Below are 14281 nucleotides of genomic sequence, written 5' to 3' on the forward strand. Positions count from 1 at the left end.
CGACAGTCCGCAGGTCGGAACGATTCTGAAACTTTTGGCGCCCTTAGGGAAGACGCTTGCGATTGTCCCGCCGCGTCCGGGTTCAGCTCGATAACGGGCTTCAGGAGCGATATCCGAATCGCGATCCTGGCGGGGCGAGGCACTTCTGAGCGGGTAAACGTGATTAATGTAACATTGACAGCGCTTTGGCCCGCTATATAATTGAGAAGGTCTGCTTTGTCAGACAATTATTCAGACTGGAAAAGGAGTCTCTTATGAAGAAAAATATATTAGTTGTTCTGTTTGTTTTGTTTTGCTGCGTTGCCGTTTTCTCGGCGGCCTCGGCGCAGAAAGCGGTCGGCGATTATAAAATTGCGCTGATCCTTCCCGGTTCGATCAACGATCAAAGTTGGAACGCGACCAACTACGCCGGGCTCGTCGCCAGCAACGAGCAGCTTGGAACGAATATCGAGTATGTTGAAAATATCCAGGCGGCTGATTATGAATCGACGTTCCGTCAGTATGCAGAGCGCGGATATGATCTCGTTTTAGCGGCGGGAACGCAGTTCGACGAAGCGGCGAACGCGGTCGCGGCGGAATACCCGGATACGACCTTCTGCGTCGTGAACGGAACGGTCAGCACGGGCGATAACGTCGCGCCGATTTTCCCGCGCGAATATGAGGGCAGCTATATCGCGGCGCTCATCGCCGGGCAGGTCAGCGAAAAAGGTCAGTTCGCTACGATCGGCGGCTTCCCGAATCAGGCGATGGAAAACCTGCTTTCCGTTTACGAAAAGGTTTCGGTTGATATCGCGAAGGAGCGTGGAATTGAGGATGCCGCGGCCGTCCGCGCGTACGCGAATAGCTGGGACGATATCGCGCTGGGGAAGCAGATGACTGAGCAGATGATCGATAACGGTGCGGATGTGATGTTCATCTATGCGAATCAGGTCGGACTGGGCGGAATTCAGGCCGCCGCGGAAAAAGGCGCTAAATTTATCGGCTTCTCCTCTGATCAGACGCTGATCGATCCGGAAACTGTCGTCGCTTCCGTCGATTTTGATTTCAAAGCTTTCTATACCTGGGCGGTCGATAAATTCTTAAAGGGCGAGCTGGCGGGAAACATGGTTCATGAAGCCGGGATTGCCGAAGGCCTTTTCGTCCCGATTTATACCGAGAACGTCAGCGAAGAAATTCAGACGTTCGTTGCGGAGAAGCTCGCCGAATATGAAGACGGAAAGGTCGATCTGACCGAGCTTTTCTAAGCTGTTCCGGCCGAAAGAATCTCGCCCGGAGGCCTGCCGGCGGACGCTGAGACCCGCCTGGGAATGGGGAAGGAAGAAGCGGACGTTCGTCTTCTTCCTCCCTTCATAATATCAAAAAAGTCCGGCGCGCTCCGCTCTGTCGGCGCGTCTGAGCCTGTGGGACGGGGCGCGGTTCTCTGACCCCATGAGCGGGCTCTTCCTGATTTCGTAAGGTTATAGTATGGCCCATTTCATTGAACTCAGACATATTACCAAGTATTTCTCTCATGTCGTCGCGAATCAGGACGTTTCCTTCGCGATTCACCCGGGCGAGGTTTTAGCGCTGCTGGGGGAAAACGGCGCTGGGAAAAGTACCGTCATGAAGATTCTCTACGGCTTGTATCATGCCGACAGCGGCGAGATTCTTCAAGACGGAAAGCCGGTCGTGATCCGCTCGCCGCGCGACGCGATGAATCTCGGGATTACGATGATCCAGCAGCATTTTTCGTTAGTCCCGGCGCATACGGTTACGGAAAACCTGATTCTCGGGACCGTCCATGGGACGATCGATTGGGACGCGGTTCATCGGAAAGTCGCCGGATTAGCGGCGGCGCATGGATTCGAAATCGACCCGAAAGCCAAAGTCAGCAGTCTCGCGGTCGGCGTTCAGCAGAAGGTCGAGATCCTGAAAGCGATTTATCAGAATACCCGCCTGCTGATCATGGACGAACCGACGGCGGTTCTCACGCCGCAGGAATCGGAACAGCTGATGACCTTCGTTAAGAACTTTACGGCAGAGGGAAACTCGGTCGTTTTCATTACGCATAAGCTTCAGGAGGTCATGGAGGTTGCCGATCGGATTATTGTCATGCGCAGCGGGAGGATTTCCGGCGACTTGCGCAAGGACGAGACGAACGCGCGCGAGCTGTCGCGGTTAATGATCGGGCGCGATCTGGACGGCGAGCCGGGCGCGGAAAGTCGCGAAGACGCCGGCCTGGCGCCGGTTCGCCTTTCGCTTGAAAACGTCACGGTTGGCGGAGAAGGCGCGGTTCCAAGTCTGTCGGATATTACGCTGGGGATCCACGCCGGAGAAGTTTTCGGAATCGCGGGGGTCAGCGGCAACGGGCAGCAGGAGTTATGCGAGGTGCTCTGCGGCGCGCTCCCGCCGGCGGCCGGAACGATCCGTCTGGACGGCGAGGCGATTGAAAAGCTCGATATTCAGGCGCGGATCAGGCGGGGAATCGGCTACGTTCCTTCCAACCGGCATCGCGACGGGCTGGTCATGAACATGACGATCGCTGAGAACATGATCCTCAAGACCAGCTTTGATCCGCGCTGGCTGAAGAACGGGCTGATCGATCGGCGAAGGGTCGACGAGGTGTCCGATCGCGCGATTTCGACGTATCGGATTAAGGCGTCGGGGCCGAACGCGATTCTCAGGACGCTTTCCGGCGGCAATCAGCAGAAGGTCATTGTCGCTCGCGAGGTCGAGATCGGCGAAAAGGTCATTATTTTTGACCAGCCGACGCGCGGTCTCGATCTCGGCGCGATCGACAACGTTCATCGGATTATTCGCGGGGAAAAGGAAAAGGGCAAAGCAATCCTCCTCGTTTCGACCGAGCTGAGCGAAATCATGGCGCTTTCGGATCGCTTTACCGTTTTGTATAAAGGAAAAATGCAGGGCGTTTATCGCCGCGGCGAATTGTCGACGGAGGAGATCGGCCTGCTGATGGCGGGGTACAGGGTTGGCGAAGGAGGCGCGCATGGATGAAAAGCTGCGCGATGGGATTCTCTTCCGGCTTCTGGCGGTTGGCGCCGGTTTAGCGTTGAGCGGATTGCTGTTGGTTTTTATCGATCGGAACCCGATCGAAGTCTATCGGATTCTTTTCGCGTCCCTTTTCCGCGATAAATATACGTTTTTCGATATCTTCGTAAAAGCGACCCCGCTGATTTTTACGGGTCTGGCGTTTACGTTTACGTATAAGGCGAGTTTATTTAATATCGGCGCGCAGGGGCAGTTTTATATCGGCGCCGTCGTCGCGGTATCGGTTTCGTTATCGCTCGCGGAGCGGCTTCCGGGCGCGGCCGTCCTGATGATCGCGTTTTCAGCGATTTTAGCGGCGGGCGGCGCCTGGGGCGCGCTGATCGGGTTTTTCAAGGCGCGGTACCAGGCGAACGAGTTCTTAACGAGTATGATGTCGACGTATGTCGCGCTGAACTTCATGAATTACCTGCTGCGGACGGTCCTGAAAGAGACGAAAGGCGAATATCCGCAGACGAACCCGCTCGCGAAAAGCGTCTGGCTTCCGAAGCTGGTTCAGGGAACGCGGCTGCACTGGGGTTTCGTTATCGCGGTCCTGACGGCGGTCCTGGTCTGGGTCGTTCTTTACCGGACGCCGTTTGGTTTCCGGATCCGCGCCGTCGGCTTGAATCAGCGCGCGGCGGAGATGTCCGGGATCGACGCGAAAAAGCTGTGCGTCCTGACCTTTTTTATCAGCGGCGCGCTGGCGGCGGCGGCCGGACTGACCGAAGTCAACGGTATGCAGCACATGCTCGTTCAGGGGTTTAATCCGACGATCGGATCGGAAGGGCTGGGAATCGCGATCCTGGCGAACGCGAATCCGATCGCGATTATATTTACCGCGCTTCTCTTCGGTGCGCTGCGCGTTGGCGGGCTGGTCGCCGCGCAGGTCGCCGGGATTCCGCCGAGCTTTATCGAACTGATGCAGGGGTTTGTCATGATCTTCGTGATCTTATCGAATTATCAATGTGCGGCGATGGATCGCGCCCGCGAGATCCGGAAGCTGCGAAAGGCGGCGGCATGATTCTCGGATTGCTTTCACGCGCGGTGCTGATGAGTACGCCGCTCCTCTACGGTGCGATTTCCGAAGTTTACGCGGAACGGTCGGGGATGATGGTCACCGCGATCGAGGGGATTTTCCTGATCGGGGCCTGGGCGGGCTTTACCGGCGCGTACCTGACCGGGAGCCTGGCGATCGGGTTGATCTGGGCGGTTCTCGGCGGACTGCTGCTGGCGGCTGTGTACGGCTGGATTACCGTCTTCCTGAAGCAGCATCAGGTCGTGACCGGAACGGCGCTGAATATTCTCGCCGTTGGGATCTGCGCCTTTTTCCAGCGGGTCATCTTCGGCGTCCCGACGACGCCGCTGACGGTTCGACCGCTGCCGAGCCTGCCGGTCCCGCTGCTGTCGAAGATCCCCTGGATTGGTCCGATCCTGTTTGATCAGAATATCCTGACCTACGGGATTTATATCCTGCTCCCGATCAGTGCGTTTATCCTTTATCGGACCTCCTGGGGGCTGACGATCCGGTCGACGGGCGAAAATCCGGAAGCGGTCGACGTCGCGGGGATCAGCGTCAACCGCGTCCGTTTCCTGATGGTGCTGCTGTCGGGCGTCATGGGCGGGATCGCCGGATCGTTTTATTCGATCGGATATCTGGGCATGTTCGCGGATAATATTATCGGCGGCCGCGGCTGGATCGCGTTTGCGATCTGCTTCCTCGGGAACTGGAACCCGAAGGGGGCGCTGGTCGGGACGGTCGTTTTCGGTCTGGCGGAGGCGCTCGCGATTTACATGCAGTCGCTGGGCGGGCAGAGCTTCTTCCCGAACGAGCTGTTTATCGCGCTGCCGTACCTGCTGACGATCGCGCTGACGATTACGCGGCGTTCGTTTAACGTCCCGGCGAAGCTGGGCGAACCGTATATCAAGGAGAACTGAGCGGACGGGTCTGCGACGCGTTCGGATATGGACAGGGGATCTTCGGGTTCCCTGTTTTATTTTCCGGGGCCGCGTTTTTATCTGTTGTTAACGTTAGAGTTGGCTAATCAATGATAAACTCTACTCACCAATCCATCTGGAGGAACCAACATGGACGACATGCAAAAATATATTCAGGACGCGGACATGAATAAGATCGCGTTAATTGTTGAGATTCATAAAGCGTACGAGGCCGGCGCAATTACGCAGGAAGCTGCGCGGCGGCGCATGCGCGAAGAGGTGAAGCGTGTAACGCCTTCGGATATCGCGCTCGCGGAACAGCAGATGAAAGAATGCCATGAGAATTTTCAGGAAAAGGAAAAGATTCAGGAAATGCTCGTGTTATTCGAGGAAGTTCTCGTCGAGGAGAAACCAGCCCTCGACCGGGATCATCCGATCGCCTGTTATCTGCGCGAGAACGACGCGATGCGGAAGATATTGCTGGAAATTGAAGATCTCGTTCAGTATCCGGTGATCCGGAATCAGTGGCATGAGCTGTACGACCGTCTGACTCAGTTTCGGATTCATCTCTCCCGAAAGCAGAACCAACTGTATTCGCTGCTGGAGAAGAAAGGTTTCGACCGGCCGACGACGATCATGTGGACGCTTGACGATTATATTCGCGACGAAATCCGGGACCTGTGGAAGCTTCTCGAAGATGGAGACGAGGAAGCTTTTATCCGGATGCAGCCGACGCTGGTCGAAGACATCCGCGACCTGATTTCGAAGGAAGAATCGGTCCTGTATCCGACGTCGTTAAAAATGATCAGCAATGCAGAATTTGAGGAAATGAAATCCGGCGACCGCGAGATCGGGTTCGCCTGGATTGAGACGTCAGCCCTGCCGGAGCAGAACGTCCCGGAGACCGCCTCTGCGAACGAAAGTGAATTCGTCCGGGATTTATCGAAGCTGCTTGGGAAATACGGGCTGGGAAAAGATCAGGATGAGGTCCTCGACGTTCGGACCGGGAAGCTGACGCTTGATCAAATTAACCTGATTTTCCGCCACCTGCCGGTCGATATTTCTTACGTCGACGAGAACGAAATCGTCAAATTCTACTCCGATACGGAGCACCGGGTCTTTCCGCGCAGCAAGAATGTCATCGGCCGCGACGTCAAAAACTGTCATCCGAAGGCCAGCGTTCATGTCGTCAAGGAGATTATTGACCGCTTCCGGAGCGGCGAGAAGGACACGGCGGAGTTCTGGATCAATAAGGAAAACTTTTTTGTCTATATTAAATATGTCGCCGTCCGGGATGACGCGGGGAATTTCCGAGGCGTACTGGAGATGATGCAGGATGCGCTTCATATCCGCAGTCTCGAAGGCTCGCGGACGCTGCTGACCTGGAACGAGGACGCGGGAGGAGCGGAAAAGAAGGAGAAAGCGGAGGATGCCACCGCGGCGGCTCCTTCCGTGGAACCGCCGCAGACGACCGTGGGAAGCGGCGCGATTGAAATCAGCGCGGAAACGAAGCTGTCGGATCTGCTGGCTCGTTATCCATGGATGAAGGAAGAGCTAGTCAGGCTGCGCCCGAATTTTAAGATGCTGAATACGCCGTTGGCGCGGATCATGATCCCGAAAGCGACGGTCGCGATGATGAGCGAGCGGGGCGAAATTGCGCTGGATGAGCTGATTCAGGCGATGAAAAAAATGATTGCCGCGCGCGCGGGATAGGGAATCGCCGCGGCGGAGGCGAACCGCGCTCGTCAGGATTCAACGGATTGCGCTGATAGATTTCGGGAGGAAGCCGGCGCGATCCGTTTTGATATTTAAACAATATTTAATCTTGACGGGGGAAAAGAGATGGATAAAAATAGAACTAATGTTTTCTGAACAGGATTGACAGCGTAAATCCTGGCGTTCCGCAATCGACAAGCTGTTCTGGGCGCTCGCAGAGTTCCCTGCGCTTCAGACGATGAAAATTGACGAGTATCTCCCCTTTATAGCGGCGATGAATCGTAGATAAGGAGTTTTGTGTGAGAAGAAAAGCCGTTCTGACGCCTGAGCTTCTTCCGCTGGTTATCGGGCAGTTTATTTCCTCCTGGGGAGAATGGATATTTGATTTTTTTATTTTAATTTATATCTATGATAAGACGACCTCGCCCATGATGGTCGCCCTGCTGACGATTGTTCAGGTTGCGCCGAACGTCGCGCTGAGCCCTGCGGCGGGTATTTATGTTGACTGGCATGAGCGTACGCGGATTCTGTTCCTGACGGACCTGATCCGGGGCGCGGCGATTCTCGGGATCCTGTTTTTTGACAACATTGCCGTCATCTTCTGGTTAATTCTGCTGAAAAGTACGGTTTCCGTTTTTTTCGACCCCGCGCGGATTTCCTATATCACGGAGGCTTCCGACGAGGCGTCGCTGCTGACGACGAATTCAGCGTTTTCGTTTATTTATACGTCGACGATGGCGCTGGGGCCGCTGACCGCCGGGTTCCTGTATGGCCGCTTCAGGATGGAATGGCTGGTGCTGTTCGTGGCGTTAACCTATTTTATTTCGGCGGCGACGTCGCTGAAGCTTCCGAAAGCGGTGAAAGAGAATCAAAACGAATTCCCGGACGCGCGGCCGTCTTTTATTTCCGAGCTGAAAAATGGACTGAGTTATCTGGGTCGGGATCGACGGATTCAGCGCGTCTTCCTGGTCTCGGCAGGGCTGATTTTTGCGATTGGCGTTTTTAATATTGTTGAGATGACTTATTGTCAGTCGGTCCTGAATTTAACCGACGAGCAGATTGGTTTTCTGTATAGCTGCGATGGGGTCGGGCTGGCGCTCGGCGCCTGGCTGATCGGGATGAATCGGATCCGGCTGAAAAATACGCTGCTGTTCGGCGGAATTCTTCTGGCGATTAATTTTTTTGCTTTAGCCGTATTCCGGAATTATATCGTTGTCATTATCGGGAATCTTACAGGCGGAATCGGGAACACGTTCATTCTGACCGGTTCGCAAACGCTCGTCCAGTTATTCTCGCCGAAGGAGGATATCGGGAAGATCATCAGTCTCCGATATACGGTTCATGGGCTGTTTTCTTTGATCGCTTCTTTCCTTGGCGGGATCGCTCTTTCCAGGGTTGGAAGCGTTCCGTTATTGATTTTTCTGGGGATTCTGGCGGCGGGGATCAGCCTGTTGTCGGTCGGAATGGATGGAACCGGTCATGATGCCGTCGCAGCGGATTTCTGAAAGCGGGTTTTTTTTCTCGCGGCATGGGACAACGTTTCTTTATCCTTTGCAGGTTCGCCTGATTGAAACGCTTCATCAGGCGAACCTGTCCGGTACGGTTTCGGTTCCATCTGATTTTCTTGTCGAAAAGCTTCTGGAAAGAGGATATTCGAAAAAGGCGATCGATTCAGAAATCGGCCGGTGTTTTTATTTCGGTACGTTAACTCGAATGGGCGTTGAGCGTGATGACGAAGTGCGGATAACCCCGTTTTTTAATCTGCTGTATCCGTCGTACATGAAGGAAATCAGCCGGCAGGAAAACGAGGTCTTGATCCGAGTCTATCGCAGGGGCGCCGACCGGTTTTCTTTGGTCGTCCGGGATACGTCATTCCTGAACGCTGCGTTAAGACGATGGCTGGACGAGCAAGGCTTTAAGAAGGTCCCGATCTATGAGCTTAGAAAAAGCGGCGTAACGGTCCGTGAAACGGGCCGGATTTTCCATGAATTATTTGATTTAATTTCTGAATACGGACACGGAAGCAGCGATTATCGGCATATAAGCGAATCGGAAGCGCTTATTTTACTGATTGAAAAGTATGGGAAATATTACGGCAGTATTAAAGATAAATATGTCCATTACGCTCTTCCGCACGAGTACTCATGGCGGGATTCTTGGATTCTTCGAAGCGTCCTGGCGCAGATCCGGAAAGTCGCTCGCGGTCCTTTGGAATGGCGCGGAAGTCCTTTTTCGCAGGCAGAAATTTATCGGTCCCTGACGCGGGACGGCGACGAGGCGCCTCGTCGGGTTCGCCGCGAAGATTTTGAACAGTGCTATTTATACCTGCAGCGGAAGCTGTTCATCCGCTCCCTTGGCGTGATGAACGGGATTGAGAAATTCACGATGGTCGGACAGGCCGAAATCTGGATCGAAGAATTTTTCCGTACGATAAACGAGAACTATTCGATGCTGGACGCGTCGATTCTATATAGCGGTCAGAATGAATATTCGATCCGGGTCGCCAATAATTCGTTTCTCCCGAACCGGATTCGTTCCAGATTTGAAGATCTGCGCGCTGAAATGACGGAATATTGGATTCGTGCGGAAAATATCCGCGGCGATGATCTCGTCGATCTGCTGACGGACTGTTCTTTGGATTTGACGGTTTGGAGAAAAAGAAATGCGCCGATCCGGATTTTTTCCGGGCGGGGTTGATTCTGGAAAGTGACATGAATCAACCTTGCCAATGCACATAATTATGCTATAATGGTGCGCAAGAAAGGGAGCGTGAAATATGCCGATGATCAAACCCATTACACATCTTAGAAATACTACGGAAATATCGAACCTTTGTCACGAAAAGAAAGAGCCGCTCTTTATCACGAAGAATGGCTATGGTGATCTGGTGGTCATGAGTATAGAAGTTTACGAGGAAATGTTTGAAACGTCGCAGATCGATACCGTGATCCGCGAAGCTGAAGAGGAGTTCGCCGAGAACGGCGTTCTATTAGATGCGCGGGACGCGCTTTCTTCTCTACGTAGGAAATATTTTGGATAAGTATCTTGTAAAGATCTACGCTCGGGCTTATCGTGATTTGGATTCGATTTATGCTTACATTGCGGAAAGCCTTTCAGAGCCTGATATCGTATTGCGCACAATTAATGAATTGGAATCCGCTTTTTATAGGTTGGAAGATTTTCCGGATCGAGGTTCAATTTGTCGTAAAGCTGCCTATGCAGACCGAGGCTTTCGACAGTTGTTTGTAAAAAATTATTGCATTCTTTATCAAGTGTTGGATGAGAAGAGAGAAATACATATTTTAGGTGTGTGGAATATGCGGCGCAATTTCTAAAAAAATTCACCGCTTTCCACGCTGCGCTCCAGGCCGCGTCATTAATCCGCCGTCAAAGCTCCCGCTTCGGTACCCCCTTAAATCGAGGACGCAGCGCTCAAAGTCGAGCGCGCGCAGCCGCGTATTCAGCGCCTCCCTGGCGCTGAGAACCGTCTCCATGTCCTCCGGCGCGACTTCGATCACGGCGATCCCGGCGATCAGCCGGACGCGGCAGTCCGCAATCCCGAGCTCCCTGACGCTGCGCTCCGCTTCGGCGATCCGATCGAGATCGGCCCGCCGGATCGGTACGTTATACGGGATCCGCGTCGCGAGGCAGGGCGAGGCGGGCGCGTTCCAGGTCGGCAGTCCGAGCTCTTTCGAAAGCGCGCGGATTTCCGCCTTGGTCAGTCCGGCTTCCGCGAGCGGCGACCGCGTTCCGGTTTCCTCGACCGCCCGTCTTCCCGGGCGATAAACCTTTCCGTCGTCGGCGTTCTGTCCTTCGATAACGACCGCGGCGCCGCGTTCCCGGGCGATCGCCCAGATCCGCTCCATCATGAGCTTTTTACACCGGTAACAGCGATCGGGCGGATTCCGCAGGATTTCCGGATCTTCTTCGATTTCAACGCGGATCCATTCATGCCGGAAGCCAAAGCGCGCCGCGAACGCTTCCGCGGCGGCGCGGAGCTCAGGCGGGTTGAAATCCGAAAGGATCGTCAGCGCGCTGAACCGGTCGCCCAGGACGTCTGCGGCGACGACGGCGAGGAGGGCGCTGTCAACGCCGGCGGAGAACGCGGCGATCGCGGACGGGAACGAGCTCAGGATTTTCCGGAGGCGCTCGTATTTTTCGCGTAATTCGGGTTTCATCCGCCGTCGCAGCCCATTGCGTTAATTTTTGCGGCAAGATAGCCGGCCCCGAACCCATTGTCGATATTGACGACGGCGATCCCATTCGCGCAGGCGTTCAGCATCGTCAGCAGCGCGGCCAGCCCGTTAAACGAAGCGCCGTACCCGACGCTCGTCGGCAGCGCGATCACCGGGCAGCTGACAAGGCCGCCGACGACGCTCGCGAGCGCCCCTTCCATCCCTGCGGCGACGACGATGACACGCGAGGCGCGAATCTCGTCGAGCCGGTTGAAGAGGCGATGGATCCCGGAGACGCCGACGTCCTGGATCCGCAGCACGTCGTTCCCGATCAGCTCGGCGGTCAGCGCCGCTTCGGCGGCGACCGGCAGGTCGGCGGTTCCGGCGGTGATGACAGTGATCCCGGGACGAAGCGGTTTTTCCGGGTCGCGGATATACAGGATCTTAGCCAGCGGGTCATATTCGGTTTCGGGAAGCTCGCACTGGATTCGGCCGTAAACGTCGGCGGCGATCCGCGTCGCCATGACGCAGCGATTCTTCGCGCGCAGCCGCCGGAAAAGCGTCACGATCTGGTCGTCGCTTTTCCCCTGTCCGAAGATGACCTCGGGGAACCCGGTCCGGTTCGCGCGGTCGGTATCGAGGACGGCGAATTCGCCGACGGCTTCGGCCTTCTTTTCGCGGTAGCGCGCGAGCGCGTCGTCGGGGCTCAGCCTTCCGGCGGCGACGGATTCGAAGATTTTTTTGAGCGCGCCGTCGCTTAAATCGAGCGTTTCGGCGGCGCTCGTTTGTTGATTGCGCATGATAATCCCTCGCGTTGGCGGATCGGTTCCGCGCTTCGGGCGCGGCCGTCCGTCTTCTTTTATAATAATAAACGGATTTATCGCGCTCGCGTCTTCTAACATGAAGCGGCGAGCGGAAAGGGGCTTCATGACGATCGATCGGGATTCGGTCCGGATTCGGCGCTTCGCCGTTCTCGGCGGCGTTCTGGCGGCGGGCGCGCTGGCGTTGGCGCTGCTGGGACCGTTGCGGCTGGGCGCGCCGCCGCTGCGGAGGTCGCTTCTGAGTTGGGCGGCGGCGCTTCCGCCGGCCGCGGCGTTGATTTTCGCGGGAGCGGTCGTCAGCCGTCCGGGATTCCGGTCCGGATTGCGCGCTGCGTTTTCTGGCGGCGGGCGCCGGTTCGCGGTACTGACGACCTTGATCAGCGGCGGGGGGATCGCGGTCTGGGCGGCGCTGATCGTTCGGCTCCGCTTGGGAACGGCCGGTATTTTTGCGGACAGGGTCCTGTTGACGCGGCTGGAACCGGCGGCGCTGGCGGTTTGGGCGCTGAGCGCGGTTCTCTATCCCTTCCTCGCGGATTCGGCGGCGGCACGGGCGGGTCGGACGAAAGCGCGGATTTTTATTGCGCTGCTCGGGATCATGTCGCTGGTCGCGCTGACGGTTTGGCGGACGGGGCTCGGGCTGACGAAGGAAAACGCGTTCTGGGGCGAGCCGACGGTCCCGCTTCTCGAATGGCATCTTCTGGTCGTCTGGGCGCTGCTCCTGGCGGCGCTGCGGCTGGCGGTCTGGGGCGGCCTTCGGACTCCATTCGCCGCTCGATATTCGGCATGGCTCATCCCTGTCGCGATCTATTTGACGGCCGCGCTCGTCTGGCTTTCGATCCCGAATCAGCATGGGTTTTTCTCGCCGCCGGGACGCGAACCGAATTTCGAAACGTACCCGTTTTCGGACGGCGCTTTTTACGGTCATTACGCGCGCGCGCTGATGAACGGGATGGGGTTCAAGGGCGCGGATATTCCGCCGCGGCCGCTGTATATCCTGATCCTGGCGCTGTGTCACCTGCCATTCGGCGTCCGCTACGAATCGGTGATCGTTTGCCAGACGCTGATTTTAGCGCTGCTTCCGGTCGTGATCTATCAGGTCGGCGCTGCGCTGCATAGCCGCGGGGCGGGCGCCGCGGCGGCCGCGCTTTGTATTCTTCGCGAGACGCATGGTATTTTCGCGGCGACATACGCGCATAACGTTTCGATCACGAAGTATTTTTTCGCCGACTTGCCGGCGGCGCTGGCGGCGGCGTTTTTTTTCTGGGCGTTGATTCAATATGCGGCCGCGGCGCGTTCCGGTTCGCCGCGCGCGCGGTTTTTCGCGCTGCTCAGCGGCGGGGCGCTGGGGATCCTGACGCTGATCCGAACGCAGAGCCTGATCCTGCTCCTCGTCGCGCTTCCGACCGCGATTTTCGCGAACCGGAACGCTGCGCTGAAGCGGCGCGCGGCCGTCGCCGGATGGCTCGTTCTGGGGCTGGCGCTCTGCGTATCTCCATGGCTGATCCGCAGCCGCGTAATCACCGGCTCGTTCGTCTTTGATCATCCGCGGACCCAGACAGGAGAGCTGGCCGCCAGCTACAATATCGGCGGGTTCGACCTGTCGCGCGAGGACGGGATGAGCGACGGGGCTTATCAGGAGAAGCTTTCCGCCGCGATCCGGCGGAATATAGCGGGCTATCCGGAAGAAATCGCTTCGTTCGTCATCGCGCATTTTTTCAACGCGCTGATCGCGTCGGTTCGCCTTTTCCCGGTTCGGACGGCGCTTTCGCGATATGACGAGCTGGGCGGCGGAACGGCGTTCTGGGAAACGGGGCTGGCGTCGGAAACGCCCGCCGTCGTTTCGATCGGGATGGTTGCCGGCTGCCTGTTGGCGGCGTATGGGATCGCCGCCGCCGTCCGGAAACGGGGGCGGCGCGGCTGCCTTCCGGCGATCGGGCTGATCGTTTTTCATTTCAGCACGGCGCTGGGCCGTTATTCCGCGGGACGTTACCTGATCCCGATGGATTGGGCGATGCTGCTTTACTTCGGGACGGCGCTGGCGGAGCTTCGCGACGACCTGACGCGCGCGGCCGGATGGCGTCCGGTCCGGCGGCGCGTGGACGTTTTCCCGCCCTGTTCGCTCCGTTCTTTTGGAAGTCGCGGCGTCTTCGCTTTAGCGGCGGTGTTGGCGCTCCTCGGAGCGGCGCTTCCGCTGGCGGGGCGACTGTTCCCAGCGACGCTCGTACCGGCGGGGCGCGCGGAAGTCGCGGCGAAATTAGGGCTGAGCGAAACGGATGCCGCGGCGTATGATTACCTGCGGAGCGCGATCGCGATTTATCCGCGCTATTACGAGCCGGGGAGCGGCGAACCGGAGAGCGCGAAGGTTGGCTATGACGCCGCGCCGGAGGGACGGCTGATGTTTCTGACGCTGTCGCCGGGAGGGTTTGGAACGATGCGCCTCAGGACGGACGCCGCGCCGGCTTTTTTCCCGGATAACGCGACGGTTTGGATTGCCGGGAAGACGGACGGCGCGGTGACGGATGTGTCGCTGGTCCTGGTCGAGGCGGGGGATAAATCCGCGCTGATTCAAAGCGGGCCGCGGCGGAAGGAATAAGGGAAAGGATGTCA

General features: G+C 57.0%; 12 protein-coding genes. 10 read left to right on the plus strand and 2 right to left on the minus strand.

The genetic code is table 11. The annotated features are described in order from the left end of the window. The first annotated feature begins 254 nt into the window (after positions 1–254). From BEQ56_02410 to BEQ56_02450, 9 genes are all read left to right on the plus strand, one after another. Complete coding sequence (locus BEQ56_02410) at positions 255–1244, plus strand: BMP family ABC transporter substrate-binding protein (GenBank protein ID AOH42432.1); 990 nt, start codon at positions 255–257, stop codon at positions 1242–1244. Positions 1245–1464: 220 nt separating this feature from the next. Beyond that, positions 1465–2994, plus strand: a complete 1530-nt coding sequence (locus tag BEQ56_02415) for a heme ABC transporter ATP-binding protein (protein AOH42433.1) — start codon at positions 1465–1467, stop codon at positions 2992–2994. After that, positions 2987–4048 (plus strand): ABC transporter permease, encoded by a 1062-nt coding sequence (locus BEQ56_02420; protein AOH42434.1) that lies wholly within the window; start codon positions 2987–2989, stop codon positions 4046–4048. Before BEQ56_02415 ends, BEQ56_02420 begins: the two co-directional genes overlap by 8 nt. Beyond that, positions 4045–4962 (plus strand): ABC transporter permease, encoded by a 918-nt coding sequence (locus BEQ56_02425; protein AOH42435.1) that lies wholly within the window; start codon positions 4045–4047, stop codon positions 4960–4962. Before BEQ56_02420 ends, BEQ56_02425 begins: the two co-directional genes overlap by 4 nt. A 150-nt stretch (positions 4963–5112) precedes the next feature. Next, positions 5113–6675: a diguanylate cyclase gene (locus BEQ56_02430; protein ID AOH42436.1), complete on the plus strand. Its 1563-nt coding sequence runs from the start codon at positions 5113–5115 to the stop codon at positions 6673–6675. A gap of 302 nt (positions 6676–6977) precedes the next feature. Continuing rightward, positions 6978–8183: a hypothetical protein gene (locus BEQ56_02435; GenBank protein ID AOH42437.1), complete on the plus strand. Its 1206-nt coding sequence runs from the start codon at positions 6978–6980 to the stop codon at positions 8181–8183. Then, entirely contained in the window at positions 8161–9375 is a 1215-nt protein-coding gene (locus BEQ56_02440) for a hypothetical protein (protein AOH42438.1), read from the plus strand. The genes BEQ56_02435 and BEQ56_02440 overlap by 23 nt, the downstream gene beginning before the upstream one ends. 79 nt (positions 9376–9454) lie before the next feature. Further along, positions 9455–9718 carry a prevent-host-death protein gene (locus tag BEQ56_02445; protein ID AOH42439.1) on the plus strand — a complete coding sequence of 88 codons (264 nt, stop codon included), beginning with the start codon at positions 9455–9457 and terminating at the stop codon, positions 9716–9718. Further along, complete coding sequence (locus tag BEQ56_02450) at positions 9672–10013, plus strand: addiction module toxin RelE (protein ID AOH42440.1); 342 nt, start codon at positions 9672–9674, stop codon at positions 10011–10013. Before BEQ56_02445 ends, BEQ56_02450 begins: the two co-directional genes overlap by 47 nt. A 6-nt stretch (positions 10014–10019) precedes the next feature. Here the strand turns inward: BEQ56_02450 and BEQ56_02455 are convergent, their stop codons facing one another. Together BEQ56_02455 and BEQ56_02460 are read right to left on the minus strand one after the other, a co-directional pair. Next, positions 10020–10856, minus strand: coding sequence for a TIGR00268 family protein (locus tag BEQ56_02455; protein ID AOH42441.1), 837 nt, complete (start codon positions 10854–10856; stop codon positions 10020–10022). Further along, complete coding sequence (locus BEQ56_02460; protein AOH44365.1) at positions 10853–11653, minus strand: 1-(5-phosphoribosyl)-5-amino-4-imidazole-carboxylate carboxylase; 801 nt, start codon at positions 11651–11653, stop codon at positions 10853–10855. Before BEQ56_02460 ends, BEQ56_02455 begins: the two co-directional genes overlap by 4 nt. A gap of 100 nt (positions 11654–11753) precedes the next feature. Here BEQ56_02460 and BEQ56_02465 point away from each other — a divergent pair, with 100 nt between their 5' ends. Beyond that, positions 11754–14267 carry a hypothetical protein gene (locus BEQ56_02465; protein ID AOH42442.1) on the plus strand — a complete coding sequence of 838 codons (2514 nt, stop codon included), beginning with the start codon at positions 11754–11756 and terminating at the stop codon, positions 14265–14267. Positions 14268–14281 lie beyond the last annotated feature (14 nt).

The sequence above is a fragment of the Anaerolineaceae bacterium oral taxon 439 genome, from assembly GCA_001717545.1.
In the GTDB taxonomy this organism is placed as follows: domain Bacteria; phylum Chloroflexota; class Anaerolineae; order Anaerolineales; family Anaerolineaceae; genus Flexilinea.